This window comes from Cochlodiniinecator piscidefendens (assembly GCF_011326755.1).
Taxonomy (GTDB): domain Bacteria; phylum Pseudomonadota; class Alphaproteobacteria; order Rhodobacterales; family Rhodobacteraceae; genus Cochlodiniinecator; species Cochlodiniinecator piscidefendens.
This window is the reverse complement of sequence record NZ_JAAOIE010000011.1, coordinates 46729-62883: the sequence shown is the minus strand read 5'-3', so window position 1 is coordinate 62883 and position 16155 is coordinate 46729. Positions and strand designations below refer to the sequence as shown.

The 16155-nt window shown below is 49.6% G+C and carries 14 protein-coding genes and 1 pseudogene; 6 read left to right on the top strand and 9 right to left on the bottom strand.

The annotated features are described in order from the left end of the window. The 8 genes from kdsA to rfbC all read right to left on the bottom strand — a co-directional run. Nucleotides 1-537, bottom strand: a 537-nt coding sequence (gene kdsA, locus G9C99_RS17500) for a 3-deoxy-8-phosphooctulonate synthase (RefSeq protein WP_166418832.1), incomplete at its 3' end; no start/stop codon positions are given. After that, on the bottom strand, nucleotides 534-1340 hold the full coding sequence (locus tag G9C99_RS17495; protein WP_166418831.1) for a 3-deoxy-manno-octulosonate cytidylyltransferase: 807 nt from the start codon (nucleotides 1338-1340) through the stop codon (nucleotides 534-536). The genes G9C99_RS17495 and kdsA, both read right to left, overlap by 4 nt. A gap of 483 nt (nucleotides 1341-1823) precedes the next feature. Beyond that, entirely contained in the window at nucleotides 1824-2207 is a 384-nt protein-coding gene (locus G9C99_RS17490) for a GFA family protein (RefSeq protein WP_166418830.1), read from the bottom strand. Nucleotides 2208-2228: 21 nt separating this feature from the next. Continuing rightward, a complete protein-coding gene (rfbA, locus tag G9C99_RS17485; protein ID WP_166418829.1) occupies nucleotides 2229-3101 on the bottom strand; it encodes a glucose-1-phosphate thymidylyltransferase RfbA in 873 nt (290 codons plus the stop codon). Next, nucleotides 3098-3955: a dTDP-4-dehydrorhamnose reductase gene (rfbD, locus tag G9C99_RS17480; protein WP_166418828.1), complete on the bottom strand. Its 858-nt coding sequence runs from the start codon at nucleotides 3953-3955 to the stop codon at nucleotides 3098-3100. The genes rfbA and rfbD overlap by 4 nt, the downstream gene beginning before the upstream one ends. Next, nucleotides 3952-4419 (bottom strand): metal-dependent hydrolase, encoded by a 468-nt coding sequence (locus G9C99_RS17475; RefSeq protein WP_166418827.1) that lies wholly within the window; start codon nucleotides 4417-4419, stop codon nucleotides 3952-3954. The genes rfbD and G9C99_RS17475 overlap by 4 nt, the downstream gene beginning before the upstream one ends. 1 nt (nucleotide 4420) lies before the next feature. Next, on the bottom strand, nucleotides 4421-5458 hold the full coding sequence (gene rfbB, locus G9C99_RS17470) for a dTDP-glucose 4,6-dehydratase (RefSeq protein ID WP_166418826.1): 1038 nt from the start codon (nucleotides 5456-5458) through the stop codon (nucleotides 4421-4423). A 3-nt stretch (nucleotides 5459-5461) separates the two neighbouring features. Then, nucleotides 5462-6025 carry a dTDP-4-dehydrorhamnose 3,5-epimerase gene (rfbC, locus tag G9C99_RS17465; protein WP_166418825.1) on the bottom strand — a complete coding sequence of 188 codons (564 nt, stop codon included), beginning with the start codon at nucleotides 6023-6025 and terminating at the stop codon, nucleotides 5462-5464. A 175-nt stretch (nucleotides 6026-6200) separates the two neighbouring features. Between rfbC and G9C99_RS17460 the strand changes: the two genes are divergently transcribed. Next, entirely contained in the window at nucleotides 6201-7622 is a 1422-nt protein-coding gene (locus G9C99_RS17460) for a mannose-1-phosphate guanylyltransferase/mannose-6-phosphate isomerase (protein ID WP_166418824.1), read from the top strand. A 185-nt stretch (nucleotides 7623-7807) separates the two neighbouring features. Next, a pseudogene (locus G9C99_RS18750) lies at nucleotides 7808-8530 on the top strand (IS30 family transposase). Nucleotides 8531-8769: 239 nt separating this feature from the next. On the opposite strand, the gene G9C99_RS17450 reads toward G9C99_RS18750, so the two are convergent. After that, a complete protein-coding gene (locus tag G9C99_RS17450; protein WP_166418823.1) occupies nucleotides 8770-11595 on the bottom strand; it encodes a calcium-binding protein in 2826 nt (941 codons plus the stop codon). Nucleotides 11596-12211: 616 nt separating this feature from the next. Between G9C99_RS17450 and G9C99_RS17445 the strand changes: the two genes are divergently transcribed. The 4 genes from G9C99_RS17445 to G9C99_RS17430 are packed head-to-tail and all read left to right on the top strand — an operon-like array spanning nucleotide 12212 to nucleotide 16101. Continuing rightward, nucleotides 12212-13348, top strand: a complete 1137-nt coding sequence (locus G9C99_RS17445; RefSeq protein WP_166418822.1) for a DegT/DnrJ/EryC1/StrS family aminotransferase — start codon at nucleotides 12212-12214, stop codon at nucleotides 13346-13348. Between the two features lie 14 nt (nucleotides 13349-13362). Further along, nucleotides 13363-14373, top strand: coding sequence for a glycosyltransferase family 4 protein (locus G9C99_RS17440; RefSeq protein ID WP_166418821.1), 1011 nt, complete (start codon nucleotides 13363-13365; stop codon nucleotides 14371-14373). Nucleotides 14374-14389: 16 nt separating this feature from the next. Further along, nucleotides 14390-14947, top strand: coding sequence for an acyltransferase (locus tag G9C99_RS17435; RefSeq protein ID WP_166418820.1), 558 nt, complete (start codon nucleotides 14390-14392; stop codon nucleotides 14945-14947). Beyond that, the gene (locus tag G9C99_RS17430; protein WP_166418819.1) at nucleotides 14944-16101 is read left to right on the top strand and encodes a hypothetical protein; all 1158 of its coding nucleotides are present in this window, start codon (nucleotides 14944-14946) and stop codon (nucleotides 16099-16101) included. Before G9C99_RS17435 ends, G9C99_RS17430 begins: the two co-directional genes overlap by 4 nt. Nucleotides 16102-16155: the final 54 nt, after the last annotated feature.

Genomic DNA, 16155 nt, shown 5'->3' with positions numbered 1-16155 from the left:
GAAATCACTGACCAGCATATTATAGCCAAAGGAGGTGCCGCGATCTGTCAGCAAAATCCGGTCATTGCCAGTGCTGGCCACTTTGTCTGCGACATTGCCCATATCCCAAGGGGCCAGGAACTGCCCCTTTTTCACGTTAATCGCAGCGCCGGTTTCACCAGCCGCCAACAATAGATCAGTTTGCCGACACAAAAACGCAGGGATTTGCAGCATATCCACAGCCTCAGCCGCGGTGGCGCATTGGGCCGGGTCATGCACATCCGTGACGGTGGGGCAGTTAAACTCAGCCGATATTTTACTGAGAATAGACAGGCCTTCGTCTATGCCAAGCCCGCGCTTTCCAGATAGGCTCGATCGGTTTGCCTTGTCAAAGCTGCCTTTGAACACCAAAGGAATGCCAAGGTCGTTGCAGGCCGTTGCCAAAGTTTCGGCAATCGCGCGGCTATGATCCAAGCTTTCCAGCTGGCAAGGCCCGGCAATCAAAACAAAGGGGGCGTTATTGCCAAAAGTGGCGTTTCCAACGGTTACAGTTTTCATTCCCAGCCTTTCTCACGCAGGACGGTTTCGATCCGTGCGACATCTACAGGGTTATTGAGTTCCCAAAACACCCGACCACGGGCTTCGACTTCGACGCAGCGCACCGGCACACCATTGGCCAAAAAACGCAGCTGTTCTAACCCTTCAAGCTGTTCTAGCGCGCTTTCGCCCCAGTTGACATACTGGGTCAGGGTTGCCGGACGATAGGCATAGGCGCCAACATGGTGAAACACGGGTGTTTCGTCTTTGGGGGCGTAGGTGTCGTCGGTGTAGGGCAGCACTTCTTTTGAAAAATAAAGCGCGTCTCGGTGGGTGTTAAACACAGCCGTTGTGCCACCAACACGCCCATTGCGGCGATCCTCGCGGAAGTTTTCCAACGTCAGACCATCACAGCGCAGCACGGGTGTCGCCATTTGCACAGTTGTGTCGCGGCGCATCTCAGCCAAGAGTTCGGTCAAAAACCAAGGCGGCGTCAGGGGGGCGTCACCCTGTAGGTTGACCACAATATCAGGCTGGGTTGGCAGGCTACGCAGCGCATCCGCCACGCGTTCGGTTCCATTGGCGCAATCACTGGATGTCATCAGCACCTCGGCCCCAAAGGCGCGCGCGGCCTCTGCGATACGGTCATCATCGGTGGCGACATAAACGCCATCAACGCCTTCAACCTCCATCGCGGTATCCCAGCTGCGCTGGATCAAAGATTTGGAAACACCTGTTGCCCCCACAAGGGCGGCCAATGGCTTCCCTTCAAAGCGGGTGGAACCATAGCGGGCGGGAATAATGATAACGGCTTTTTCTGTCATATTACCCTGATGCCGGATCACAGCCCAAAGGCCAAGCCCTTAACCGTTTTCACGGCAGCTTCTCTCTGAGAATTTGCCGGAGTGTCAGGGATACAAGCGTTTGAAAGTCTGAATGAAGCGGCACACAAGAAGACATATGCCCCCGATCACAAACCAAGGCAGTGCGTAAAAGGCGATTGCATAGCCAGAAAAGACAAGCTCAGACACCCAGTTGCTTACATCCATCCCATAAATGACGCAGTCGCTAGGCCCTCGGGCGCTGACCTCACAACCCTCGACTTTAGCTATGAGAGAACCCACAAGGATTGAAGAGAGAAGGGCGACCGGAACGCTGAGCCAGAAGGCGATCCCCAAAGCCCATGCCCGTGCGGTTGGGCTATGGGTAAAGTAAATTAGACCAGTACTGATGAGGGCGTAAATAATTAGAAAAACAGCAAACATAGCATGGATTCTTTCATTTACCGAGAGCTACGGAGAGCTGTGTCAGTAACGGTCTATTTGCGGCGCGCCATCTGCGATTTCGTAATAGTCACCTTTGTCTTTTACGAAAATATGCTTGGCAACTTGAAACTCTGTTGGGCTACTGATGCACCCGGCTGCAATGCCAAGGCCATCTTCGCTGTTTAAGCGATAAAACAAGCTGGAGCCACAGTTTTGGCAAAACCCGCGCTGTGCCCACTCGGATGATTTATACCACTTCAGCCCAGTTTGATTGATGAATTTTACACTGTCAAAGGGCGCATGGGTTGAGGCCCAGAGGTGTCCGCTTAGACGGCGGCATTGGCTACAGTGACAGACCGTAATTGCCTCGCGTCCTTTTGGAAATTCAAACTGTACCTGTCCGCAATCGCATTGACCGTGTGGCATGTTACTTTCCTTTGATGGTCTCTAAGAAATGATTTTGCGCAGATAGCGCCCGTATTCGTTTTTATCTAAGGTCGCGGCATGTTTCAGCAGCTGATCTTTGTCGATCCAGCCCAAATCATAGGCGATTTCTTCGGGGCAGCCTGATTGCAGGCCCTGGCGCTCTGTTAGGGTGCGCACAAAATTCCCAGCGTCCAGTAAACTGGCGTGGGTGCCCGTATCAAGCCACGCAAAGCCGCGCCCCATGGTTTCAACAGATAGGCTGTCGTCGGTGAGGTAGCTTTCAAGCAAACTAACGATTTCAAGCTCACCACGTTCTGATGGGGTGATTGTTTTTGCACGCTCAGGGGCGGTGCCATCCAAAAAGTAAAGCCCGGTCACGGCGTAGTCAGAGGGGGCTATATCTGGTTTTTCGATAATTTCAGAAACGCGCCCGGCTTCATCAAATCCTAAAACACCATAGCGTTCAGGGTCATTCACCCGGTAGCCAAAAACAGTGCCGCCATGGGCATTTTGATCCGCGGCGTGCAAAATTTCCGGTAGTCCGTGACCGAAAAAGATATTGTCTCCTAGGATCATTGCCGACGGGGCACCATCCAAAAAATCCTCCGCCAGCACATAGGCCTGTGCCAACCCATCAGGGGAAGGTTGCACAATATAAGTAAGCGAAACCCCCCATTGTGACCCATCGCCCAGCAGGCGTTTGAATTGGTCTTGATCCTCTGGGGTGGTAATGATGGCAATGTCGCGAATACCCGTCAGCATAAGAACCGACAGCGGGTAATAGATCATCGGCTTATCGTAGATCGGCAGCAATTGTTTCGACACAGCCATGGTGATCGGATACAGCCGGGTGCCTGATCCACCCGCTAAAATAATACCTTTGCGTGTACTCATGAGAGGGCCTTTCGATTGAGATCATCCAAAACCTGCATCAGCCCCGCATGCCAGTCTGGTTGGGGCAAGCCAAAGGTTTGTGTGGTTGTTGTACAGTCAAGACGGGAATTTGGGGGGCGTGCAGCAGGGGTTGGGTAGCCGGAAGAGGGGATATCTGTCACCGTTACATCCTTGCCGGATGCGGCAAAGATCGCCCGTGCAAAATCAGCCCAGCTGACCGCAGGGGCGCCGCTGAAATGATAGGTGTCGGTGTATTTAGGGTCTTGGCACAATGCGTTTGCGATGGTGACGCAGGCCTGCGCAATATCGGCTGCTGGTGTAGGGCCGCCAACCTGATCTGCAACAATCGATAGGGCTGGACGGGTGTCAGATAAGGCCAACATGGTTTTTACGAAATTGCTGCCATGGGCTGAAAACACCCAAGAGGTGCGTAAAATCGCGTGCACACCTTGGGCGCGACGAATTAATTCTTCGCCATTCCATTTGCTTTGACCATAGACACCCAAAGGATTGGCCGGTCCCTGTGTTGACCAAGGCTGATCGCCACTGCCGTCAAAGACATAGTCGGTTGAAATCTGCACAAAAGGCAGGCCCCGCTCCGCTGCAGCCTGTGCCATTGCGCCGGGGGTTGTGGCGTTGATTTGGTGTGCAAGCTGTGGTTCTGCTTCGGCCCGATCCACTGCTGTATAAGCGGCGGCGTTGATGACCGCCTTGGCATCTGTCTGTTTAATCAAAGCGACACATTGATCGGGATCCCGTAAATCAGCCTCAGCGCGGCCAACACAATGCACCCCGTCAAACTGCGCCAACTCCCGTGCCACTTGGCCAGTTTTTCCAAAAACCAAAAATGTCATGTTTCGCGCTTTCTGAACCATAAAAACAACGCAAGACCCCAGACCACCAATTCCAACAAAAAGGTCCAGTGCAAGACAAAGGATAAGACCCAATTGCCATAACGGGCTGGAACCTCAGTAAAGCGATAAAGGTGATCGCTAAACGGGGCTGCCCATTGAATGCCTCCGACAATGGTGTCCAAGAGCAGGTGAAGAAATATCGCGGCGAAAAAAATCAATCCGGTGCCAAACCATCCTCGCCACGCCAAGAGAGGAAGCGCAAACATAGCGATAAGCGCCCAAAAGGCCGGGATATGCACCCAGTAGTGATGATGGTGAATACTGCGGTTATCAACAAAATAGAAAAAGATCAGGTCAAAATCTGGCAAGATAGATCCGAGTAAGGCGGCGGGTAATACCCATCGCCAATTGGGATTGGAGGCCCCTGATAAAATATACCCAGCAGGAAGATGCCCGATGAACATTCTATCCGTTCCCCAACCGCTGTCCCACGCCATCGCGGGTTTGGAGGGCGCGCCACCATGGTTCATTATTCAGATACCATTCAACGGTTTCTTCCATGCCTTCCTCTAGGGTGACGGAGGGCCGCCAGCCTAATTCTGTGCGTATGCGTGTAGGATCGATCGCATACCGTAAGTCATGACCGGGGCGATCTGCGACAAAGCGGATTAAATCGCGGTAAGGGGTAGATCCGGGACGCTTTTTATCTAAGATTGCGCAGATTAAATGCACAAGTTCCAAATTGGTGGCCTCGTTTTCGCCGCCAATATTATAGCTGCGTCCCAATTGGCCGTTTTGTAGAACATGTAATAAGGCATCTGCGTGATCTTCGACATAAAGCCAGTCCCGGACATTTTCGCCAGTCCCATAAACCGGAATATCTTGCCCCGCGAGGGCGCGCAGGATCACCACGGGCACGAGTTTTTCCGGGAAATGGTACGGGCCGTAATTATTGGAACAATTGGTCAGCACCACCGGCAGGCCATAGGTTTCTGACCAAGCGCGCACCAGATGGTCCGAGGCGGCTTTTGATGCGGAATAGGGGCTGTTTGGCGCGTAGGGTGTGTCTTCGGTGAATTGCCCTGTTGGGCCTAAAGATCCAAACACTTCATCCGTTGAAATGTGATGAAAGCGAAAGCTGTCTGGGCGGTTTTTCTCCATCCAAAAGCTGCGCGCTGCCTCAAGCAAATTATAGGTGCCTGTGATATTGGTTTCGATAAAGTCCCCGGGCCCATCAATGGAGCGGTCCACATGGCTTTCGGCGGCCAAATGCATCACGGCATCAGGTTGATGCCGGTCAAAAACAGTCTCTAATGCAGGTCGATTACGAATATCTGCTTGCTCAAAACAATAATGTGGATGATCCGCCACAGAGGCGATGTTTTCAAGGCAGGCCGCATAAGTCAGCGCATCAAGATTTACCACTTGATGCCCTCGTGCAATCGCCAGACGCACGACCGCAGATCCAATAAACCCGGCACCCCCTGTGATCAAAAGCTTCATTTATTACCCCGTAAACTCAAAGGGTGATCCTATCTCATGCAAATAGGGCGCCTTCATGTCCTTATCAGATAATTTTGCCTGATCTGGCTGAATCCCCCAATCAATATCCAGTTCAGGATCATCAAATCGAACGGCACCGTCGTTTCGGGGCGCATAGTAATCAGTGCATTTATAAATCACTTCGGTCATTGGTGCACGTGTGACAAACCCGTGTAAGAATCCTTCGGGGATATAAAGTTGTTTACCGTTGTCAAAGCTAAGCTCAATCCCGAACCACTGTTTATAAGTCGGGGAGCCAAGACGAATATCAACAGCGACATCAAAAAGGCAACCGCGCCCACACCGCACCAATTTTCCCTGCGCATGAGGCGGAGATTGATAATGCAAACCGCGAATTGTTCCCGTGTCTTGGGATAAAGAATGGTTGTCCTGCACAAAGTCCATGTTCAGCCCAAATTCAATCAGGCGTTTTTTATTCCAGCTTTCGCTAAAAAAACCGCGTGCGTCGGTAAAACGATCTGGTGTTAAGATCAGCAGCCCTGCCAGAGGTGTGCGTTCGATATTCATTAATCGTCCTTCAATCAAAGGTTTCTGCGAAATTTAATCCATACCCCATACGAATTTGTGTGTTTTGCCTCAGAATTGCCCTGTTCCTATACGAATAGTTTCTTTTTATCTTAATATGTTTATTCCAAGCTAACCCCATTGAGATGAAAATGGAAAATAGGTTTAGGGGATTGAAATGATTACACCCATTCTTCTTTGTGGTGGTTCTGGCACACGGCTTTGGCCTTTGTCTCGTAAAAGTTACCCTAAACAGTTTGTTCCTTTGATTGGGGATCAGACCCTTTTTCAAGCTTCTGCAAAGCGTTTGGCTGGGAACGGTTTTGGGGCCCCTTTGGTGCTGACCAACTCTGACTTTCGCTTTATTGTCGCTGAGCAACTTTCAGAGATTGGAATTGATCCTGGGGCGATATTAATCGAACCAGAGGGTCGCAATACCGCGCCAGCTATTTTGGCAGCTGCACTTTGGTTAGAACAAAGTGATCCAGACGGGATGATGTTAATCGCACCCTCAGATCATGTGGTTCCGGATTGTGCTGCATTTCGGGCCGCTGTGCGTGCTGGACTACCTGCCGCTGAAGACGGGCAAATTGTAACATTTGGCATTCAGCCCACCCATGCAGAAACAGGGTATGGTTATCTGGAACTCGCCGAAGACCCCGGCGATTGCGAAGCGCGCCCCATTCCCTTGCGCAGGTTTATTGAAAAACCTGACGCGATCAGAGCAGAAGACATGCTGTCTGCTGGAAATTACCTTTGGAATGCCGGGATATTTTTGTTTTCTGTCCGGGCTATTCTTGAGGCGTTTCGTAATCATGCATCTGATTTGTTTTCGCCTGTTAAGGCTGCTGTTCAGCAGGGTAAACCTGATCTCGGCTTTCTGCGTCTTGCACCAGAGCCTTGGGCTGAAGCGGAAAACATCTCAATTGATTATGCCGTGATGGAGCGGGCAGATAACCTAAGTGTCGTTCCTTTTGCTGGAGGCTGGTCTGACCTTGGTGGTTGGGATGCGGTGCGCCGGGAATCTGCGCAAGATGCACGCGGCAATGCACTGTCCGGCCCTGCCGCTGCGATCGACTGCGATAACACTCTTTTGCGGTCAGAGGACGAGGGGCTTGAGGTCGTCGGAATTGGCCTGAAGGACATTATTGCCGTGGCTATGCCTGATGCGGTTTTAATCGCTGACGCAAACCGTGCCCAAGATGTCAAACAGGCGGTGCAGGTTTTAAAAACAAAATCCGCAAAACAAGCCGAAGCTTTTCCCAAGGATCACCGCCCATGGGGGTGGTTCGAAAGCCTTGTTGTCGGGGATCGTTTTCAGGTGAAACGGATCGTTGTGCATCCAGGTGCTGCGCTAAGTTTACAAAGCCATCATCACCGGGCAGAGCATTGGATCGTGGTCGAGGGCACAGCCAAAGTCACAATCGATGAAACGGAAAAGCTCGTTTCTGAAAATCAATCGGTTTATATTCCGCTTGGTGCTGTGCACCGTATGGAGAACCCTGGAAAACTTCCGATGGTTTTGATTGAGGTGCAAACGGGTAGCTATTTAGGCGAAGACGATATTGTTCGGTATGAAGACGTCTATGCGCGGGAATAATGTAAGCGATCCGTTGTTCGATCTCGGCAACTATTACCTCGCGATGTCAGTGCTCTTCAATTTCATCTGGTAAAGAGGCCACTTAACATAACTTCCATTACTGTCTGCTTTTAGATGCCAGTGGTACATTCTAAACTGGGAAGCGACTTTTCTTCTATCCTACTGGAAAGTCAGGAGAACAGTTTATGAAACACACAGAGTTGAATCTAGCTGAACGACGCGCCATCGAAGATCTTTTGTATAGAAACGTGAAAGTGACTGAGATCGCACGGCGAATAATCCGACATCGTGCAATCAAGCGTAACTTCCTCAAGGATGACGAATTGAACCGCCCCTTGTTTGCCGGAGACCCAGAAGTAAGGATACTGAATTATGAATGTGGAAACAGATATTCACCAGAAGTGCGCGAGCGTGCTGTGCGGATGGTGTTCCCACTGGAACGGTCAATCCACAGTAGGCCCTAACATATCAAGTCCCGCGAGATATTTGGAGACTGGGAAGGCGATTTGATGATCATTCGCCGTGAACACGAAAAGGCTAACGTTGCGTCTTTGGTCGAGCGTAAGACGCGCTTTGCTGTCTTGTTCCGAAATAATGACCGCAGTTCCAAGCACTTTATTGCGAGACTTATGGATGTCATGGAACCCCTACCCCAATCAGCCCGACAGTCGATCACTTTTGATCACGAGGTTGATTTATCAGGTTGGCGACAACTGAAGAATGGGGTTGGAACACGCGCATAGTTCTGTAATCCGCAAGCGCCCTGGCAAAAAGGATCGGTTGAAAACACAAATCGAAGGGCCAGACGCTGGCTACCTCGAAAGCGCGACATTCGCTCAATGTCAGATCAGGACATCAAAGAAATTAGCGGCCGCCTCAACAACACACCCCGTAAATGTTTGGGGTGAAAAACACCAGCCGAGGTCTTCCGTGAAAAAATGGAAATGCGATGAACCCACTACCCTGAGGCTAACAAGAGTAGTAGTTCATATAGCGCTCACATTTTAGGTATTTTTGTGAATAGAAAAGTCATAAATCCGAAAATGTTTACAAACCACATATCCTGCTACATCCGTTATACGGACTGTATTCTAATAAAATTCTTTGGAGTATCAGCCTAATATCAAGATGACGACTGAGGGCTACCTCAAACAAACCAATCACTCTGAGCGCCGTCAGCGGTGGTGGTTTCAAAATCAACCCAGGCCCCCCAACTGTTACCGTCATGCGCCCGGATCCAAAGGGTTTGGGTGCCTCCTGATGCTTCCCCTTCTATCCAAAGGTCCGACAACTGTGCAGCGGTCAAAACATACCCTTGCGTTGCCGAGATATTGCCAACGCCATCTAGGCCAAAGCTATCAGCACCTTCGGAATCCCAGACCTCATATTGCGTGGCACTCTCACCTTCGGCATCACTGTATCCAACGAGATCATTAATATGTACGCGGGTTGAAGCCCCTACAGTTAAGGCATCTATCGTCACAACCGGGCGTTCATTTACTTCGCCAGTTGTGAAATCAAAACTGTCCCAAGCCCCCCAATCCGTCCCATCAAAAGCGCGGATCCATAGGGTTTGAACGCCTTCTTCGGCCTCTGCCTGCACCCAAAATGCACCAATCTGGCTTGCGCTGAATTGATAGCCGCTGCTGGCATCCGGAATACCATCGCCAACCCAAAAACTATCCGCCCCGCTGTCGTCCCAAATTTCATAAGACACAGCAGCCTGACCGTTTGCATCATTGTAGGTCATGAGCTCGCCCAAGGCGACCCAAGCTGAGGGCTGCGCAGCAATATCGCCAATGGTTACAGTGGGCGCGACATTGTCGACTTCGGTGGTGAAAGTGAAATCAACCCATTCGCTCCAACCCGCTCCGTCAAATGCGCGTGCCCAAAGTGTTTGTGTACCGCCAACACTGTCACCTTGCACCCAAAGCCCCGGCAAACGATCACCCGTAAAATACGTCCCAGCGCTTGCCTCTAGAACCCCTGTTCCCGCCAGCCAGAAGCTATCGCCGCCAATACTGTCCCATACTTGATATTCGACCGCCGCTTGGCCATCGGCATCACTATAGGAAATCATCTCACCTATATTGACCCATTCTGAGGCTCCGGCCGATAGATTTTCTATTGAAAGTTCTGGCAGTGTGTTTTGCACAGTGGTGAGGGTAAAGTTTTCCCAATCCCCCCAATCCGTTCCATCGTACGCCCGAATAGACAAAGTTTGATTGCCGCCTGTCGCTGCCCCTTGAACCCAAAGCGTACTGAGTTGACTGGCGCTAAACTGATAACCACTGCTGGCGTCGACCATGCCGGATCCGACCCAAAAACTATCTGTGCCGCTTGCATCGCGAATTTCATAGGTCACGATCGTATCACCATCGGCATCACTCGCGCTGAGTGTCGCGCCGATATTATCCCACGCCCCAGAAAACAGCGTCAGATTGGCTGCATTTACCACCGGTGCTTCATTCCCGCCATCGGCAGGATTGGACCCCGAAGCATTCACTGTTACCCGCGTTAAATCAAAGAAATTTTCAAAGATAAAATCATCGGCATCCAAGCCAGTGCCATTGGCTGTAATCAACGTAATTTGTTCTGAGCCATAAGATATAATGACCCCTGTCGAGGTCTCAGTGAAGGTGATCTGGCTCATCGCACGTACTTCAGACGTGAACGACAGATCAATCCGATCTACGCCAATTCCAAAATCCTCGATGGTGTCGTTACGACCGTCATCAATGAAGACAAACACATCGGCACCGGCCCCCCCTGTCAAGGCATCTTCGCCTGTGCCATCCATCAGGATGTCATTGCCTGCTCCGCCATCAATGGAGCCGCTGCCGCTGGCCCTTTGCAAGATATCGTCTTGGGCGGTGCCCACAAGGTTGGTGCTGCCTTGCATCACTTGCCCCAGCACCGACAAGTCGATGGTAAATTGAGAAAGACCACCTTCGCTGCCTGACGTGACAAAAACTTGAAGTTCCCCGCCCACTTCAACCACTTCGATGGCAGATACATTAGCCAAGGCTGCCGGGCCCGTGTCTGCTATGCTTTCTAAATGTAAAAGCCGCCCATCCGGCATCATTGTAAACAGGCTGATCCCATCATCAGACCCTGCGGTGAAAATGAAAACATGATCGCTGACTTCAATACTGGTCAAAACGCGCGCTTGGGCAAAACGAGTATCGAGGCTGTCAATCACATGATCAACAACCTCAAGAGCCCCCGTCGCAGAGACACGCAATACGCTAAGGCTTGAACTGCCTGAGGCTGCAACAATGAGGTAAAGGCTGCCATTTATCGATACCGGTTCAATCTGAGTGATGTTTTGCACGGGCAAAAGTTCACTCACCCCTAGAGATGTCACAGCGGTGAGTTCCCCACTGCTGCTGATCTGGAAGGCACTCACACCATGTTCTTGGGCAGAACCCGTAAACAAAAAGGTGTTCCCCCCCACGACCCCAGTCGCAAGTGCACCAATTTGGCCCGCGTATGTGGCTGAGGTATCTGTAAATGTATGAACCCGTGTTAAACTGTCATCCGACCCAACCCGAAAGGTGGAAACACCTTGGGAACTGGTACGCGCCGCAAAGACATAAGATTGGCTGCCCAGCTGAACGCTTACCGCTGAAACGGCACCGCTATAAGAATTTCCTGCTGCAATATACGTTGACACATCACTGTTTGTGCCGGGGCTGCCATCCCCAAAATCATTCAATAGGTTATCAAGCGTATCCTCTAAAAGACCCCCATTATAACCCGGCAGATTCAGCGCAGTGCGCCCGCCATTATGGAAGTTCAGCGTATCGACGGCGGCTAACTGATCTTCGGCCAACGACAACAATGTCGTTGTACGGCGCCCATGATCCACGACCCGGAGAGACCCTGCACTGGTTACATCAATTGAAACTGTTTCTGCAGAAAACTCAAAGCTGTCGCCATAGAGCGTCCCTGCGAACGTAAAATAAGTCATTTCCCACACCTTGCGTCCTCACGCAAAGTTAGAATCCGTTCATAAGTCTAAATGAGCCTTAACGAATTGGGGCCAAACTTAGACCCTTCATGAAAATTCGACTCTCTCTCTAACGAAGCAGATGCCAATCAATGAATCCGAAATCGGTATCAATTCGGCTTGCTACAGAATTATTTTAGCTTTTTGGTTTGGTATTTAGGCACAAAGGATAATGGGTAGACAGGCGGACACAGCGAAGGATTTAAGCATTATGCAGGTGGGTGTCCTAGCACATTAGGGATGAAGCACGCTTGCTCTCTTCTATAAATGCGACAACGTATGCTCGAAGAACTAGTGGATGTGGCTTTCTCATAAGTTGTCTTCCTGCAGCCTCAGAATTCTGGGGAACACAAATCAGGATGAACGCCGCTAAATCAAGATAAACAAGGCTTTTAGGCCATTTGTGCGAACCGTAATCACACGCCGGTCAAGTTAAGCAAGGAGGTATATTATCACGTTTCCCAAATTTTGCCGATAATGTAACGGGATGCTTTTTCCTCTAGCTTCGATACTTCAATTAACTTAAAGACGACCACAAATTATCGCTCTGCGAAATTATTTCAGGAGAACATCTATTATGATTCCTTTTATTGATCTGGCTACACAACAACACCGCATTCGTTCTAAAATTCTCAAGCGTTTCGAGGCTATTCTCGATCATGGGCAATATATTATGGGCCCTGAAATTGTTGAGTTGGAACAAGGATTGCAAGATTTTTGCGGAGCCAAACATGCCATCAGCTGTTCAAACGGTACTGATGCACTGCTTCTGGCAGTTATGGCACTGGGGGCGAGCGAAGGTGATGCCATTCTCTGCCCTTCCTTCACTTTTGCTGCTACCGCGGAAATCATACCTTGCGTCGGTGCAACTCCGATTTTTGTCGACATTGACCCAGTCACCTTCAACATGGATGTAGACAGTCTCAAGAGCGGTATTGTCCTAGCACAGGAAAAGGGGCTGAACCTGAAGGGCGTGATCGCTGTGGATCTGTTCGGTTTGGCTGCGGATTATGATCCGATCATCGCCACTGCTCGAGAGCACGGGATGTGGGTTATCTCCGACAGTGCCCAAGGCTTCGGGGCTATATACAAGGGTAAGCGTACAGGTTCGATCGGTGACATCGCCACCACTTCCTTCTTCCCGGCCAAGCCTCTGGGAGGCTACGGCGACGGTGGCGCAGTCTTTACCAATGATGATGAACTAGCGAACATTCTGAAATCTCTACGCGTTCACGGTCAAGGCACCGACAAATACGACAATGTCCGCATCGGCATGAATGGCCGTTTGGATACGCTACAAGCTGCAGTTCTGATCGAGAAACTCGCGCTTTACCCTGAAGAGATTGATCTGCGTCAGAAAGTTGCTGACCGATATGCAGCTGGTCTTAACGGTGTGGTTGAAACACCGGTCGTGCCTGAAGGCTATGGCTCAGTCTGGGCTCAATACACTGTTAAGTTACCCGAGGGCACTGATCGGACCGCCGTGCAAGCAGCTTTGAAAGAAGCAAACGTTCCTAGTGCAGTTTACTATCCGATCCCACTGCATCAGCAGACCGCCTATAAGCACTGGCCTTCTGCAACGGCTTCTCTTGCGAATACCGAGGCGTTGGCACCACGCGTACTGAGCTTGCCGATGCACCCCTACCTAAGCGAAGATGACCAAAATCAGGTTATTGCAGCGCTGAAGAGAGTCTTAGCTCCCGTTCCGGCTTAAGGATACGTATTGCTATGAACCGGCCGAATAATCGTGTTTTACAGATTAACGATATTGCGAATACGGCGGCCGGTATTCGTGCCGCTCTCGGATCCCGCGGCTGGCAGGTGACACAGGCTGATTTTCCGCTTCGGGTGGATCACCCCAGCACCCCTCGTCTGCTGCTTGCTCAACTCGGCTTTGCTATGCGCACAGCGTGGCAAAGCCGAGCATACGACCTATTACACATCCACTATGGCTACTTTGGTCTTCTGGGACGTCTCAGCCCCAAGCCATATGTTCTACATTGCCATGGAACGGATCTGCGTGCCAACTTGAATGGGCGTCTACGGAGACCAACACTAGCGGCGTTACGTGGGGCGGAGCGCATATTGTATTCAACCCCGGACTTAGCTCAGTACTTGCCGGAAGAGATCAAGTCCAAAGCAAGATTTTGCCCGAATATCATTGATACCAATAGATTTATTCCTGACCCCGACATCACCCTTGCAGAAGGTCCGGTTAGTGTTTTCATCAGTCCGAAGGTGGATCGTTACAAAGGATTTGAAACACTCATACCCGTTATAGACAAATTGTGCGCCGCGCCGGAGGTCGGACAAATTTCTATTTTCAACTTCGGCAATCGAAGATCACAATACAGCCTCCCAGAGCATCCCAAAGTCAAGCTTTTGGAGCCCGTTGCTTATGAAAACATGCCCCGCCTCATTCAGCAGCACGATATCGTTGTTGGACAAATGGGTTTAGGGATTCTTAGTATGTCTGAAAAAGAAGCCATGGCTTGTGAAAAGCCTCTGGTCGTGCGGTTCGATTTTCCGGAAGTATATCCTTCAGCGGATATTCCGATATCCAATGTTACATCCGAAGACGAGCTCTACGAAGCGATTATTGAGCTTGCAAAAGCTCCATCAAAAAGACGTCAAATGGGTCGTGACGGCCGGAAATGGGTGATACAACATCACTCATCTGCTGCGGTCGCAAATATGCTGGACGAAGAAGCCCGTTCATTTTTACCTATTCACCCTTAAATATTTAGGAAAATATATGAGCGATATTTTCATTCACCCTACCGCCGAAGTTTCCGACAAGGCGAATATCGGAAATGGCACCAAGATCTGGAATCTTGCTCAAGTACGCGAAAACTGCCACATCGGCGTGGGCTGTATCTTATCCAAGAATGTCTATGTGGATTTCGAAGTTGAAATCGGTGACCGGGTTAAAATTCAGAACAACGTGTCTGTCTATCACGGTGTCACTATCGGCAATGATGTTTTTGTCGGCCCTATGGTTGTTTTTACCAATGACTTCCGCCCACGTGCCTTTAATGCTGATTGGGCAATAACACCGACCAAGATCGAAGACGGGGCTTCTCTTGGTGCGGGATGCCTGATCGTTTGTGGTACTATCGTCGGACAATATGCTATGGTCGCGGCCGGGGCCGTGGTTACCAGAGATGTTCCCGCGCATGGTTTGGTCATGGGCAACCCGGCTAGACTCGTTGGGTATGTCTACAAGAATGGCCGTAAAGTCGAAGACGGCCACAAAAGCGAAGACGGCAAAACCGCAACCTGTCCTATCACTGGTGAGACTATCAAAATATGATAGTGCTTTTAGCAATCAGCTTTACCTTGTTTATATTGACATTTATTCAAGCCGGGACGCTGGTAAGAATATTTGTATCCACATTTTTCTCATTTAACCTGCTGATTATATGGGCAGGGTTTAGGTTTGAAAATAATTTAGCAGAGCAGCTCCTCTTTACGCTTGCAATGCTGGGCTGTTTTATCGGGAATTATTACAAAAAATTTCAAAACCCAATTAGGACAGCTGAGCTGCAAATAATTTATGCCCCTAAAATTAAACAAAAAAGAATAATCTTGACAGGATACCTATTAATTTCACTGATAGCGACAGCTTCGGTAGTCGTCGTATATGGAATTCCCATATTGAATCACGGGATTAGGAGTTCGATTAGTTCATATTATAGCTATATAGTCGCACTCGGATGGATGGCCACTCCATACTATCTTATCTACCTCCCCAAAAAAACAGCCCTTACCTTCTTTATTGTGGCCTTTATGATTTCATTCCTAATGGCATATAGATCCCCACTTGCATATATGATCCTGTGTTTTTTCATGACAAATCACCTTACAGGAGGGCGATTTGTATCTAAAACATCTGGATATATGACAATACTAGGGGGAATGATCCTTGTTGGATTGATTGCCAACTTAAGAGCAACAAATGGAATTGTTGAGCAATATATAAATGTTTTGGCGGAACTTTCTATCCAAAATAGATATATCATCTTTGCCCCAATCATTGCTATATTTTACGAGGGAAGTGAAGTAATGCACGGCATTGTCAGGCATATGGAATCTGACAATATTAAGCTGGGAACTTATACACTTCAGTCTTTTCTAACGATACTCCCAGGGGAGCAAATACATCCTCGAGCCCTGCTATCTTATTGGCTAGAACGATCCACATGGAGAACATCAACTACAACCCCTACTCTTCTGGGGCAAATTTTCATTGAATTTGGATTTATAGGCACAACGATATTTCTTGCCATGACAACCTATTTCATTGGCCACCTTGATCGGGCAGATAGGATAACCGAGCGTAAGCTTTCTTTTTTAATATCGACTGTGGCAGTGATTTTTTTATCAATACACACAGGGGTATTAGATTCTTTGTTCATCTTCATCCCTTTCCTCGCATTTACCATGAGATTTTATATTAAAAGATAGCGTATTGAGGACGTTATTGTAGGCTCAGGTAAGCGTCTCCCTTCTGAAGTAGTC

Coding starts and splice junctions, on each gene's coding strand:
- G9C99_RS17445 (WP_166418822.1), top strand. CDS start 12,212: ATGATTCCTTTTATTGATCTGGCTACACAACAACACCGCATTCGTTCT.
- G9C99_RS17495 (WP_166418831.1), bottom strand. CDS start 1,340: ATGACAGAAAAAGCCGTTATCATTATTCCCGCCCGCTATGGTTCCACC.
- G9C99_RS17490 (WP_166418830.1), bottom strand. CDS start 2,207: ATGCCACACGGTCAATGCGATTGCGGACAGGTACAGTTTGAATTTCCA.
- rfbA (WP_166418829.1), bottom strand. CDS start 3,101: ATGAGTACACGCAAAGGTATTATTTTAGCGGGTGGATCAGGCACCCGG.
- G9C99_RS17430 (WP_166418819.1), top strand. CDS start 14,944: ATGATAGTGCTTTTAGCAATCAGCTTTACCTTGTTTATATTGACATTT.
- G9C99_RS17475 (WP_166418827.1), bottom strand. CDS start 4,419: ATGTTCATCGGGCATCTTCCTGCTGGGTATATTTTATCAGGGGCCTCC.
- rfbB (WP_166418826.1), bottom strand. CDS start 5,458: ATGAAGCTTTTGATCACAGGGGGTGCCGGGTTTATTGGATCTGCGGTC.
- G9C99_RS17450 (WP_166418823.1), bottom strand. CDS start 11,595: ATGACTTATTTTACGTTCGCAGGGACGCTCTATGGCGACAGCTTTGAG.
- rfbC (WP_166418825.1), bottom strand. CDS start 6,025: ATGAATATCGAACGCACACCTCTGGCAGGGCTGCTGATCTTAACACCA.
- rfbD (WP_166418828.1), bottom strand. CDS start 3,955: ATGACATTTTTGGTTTTTGGAAAAACTGGCCAAGTGGCACGGGAGTTG.
- G9C99_RS17460 (WP_166418824.1), top strand. CDS start 6,201: ATGATTACACCCATTCTTCTTTGTGGTGGTTCTGGCACACGGCTTTGG.
- G9C99_RS17435 (WP_166418820.1), top strand. CDS start 14,390: ATGAGCGATATTTTCATTCACCCTACCGCCGAAGTTTCCGACAAGGCG.
- G9C99_RS17440 (WP_166418821.1), top strand. CDS start 13,363: ATGAACCGGCCGAATAATCGTGTTTTACAGATTAACGATATTGCGAAT.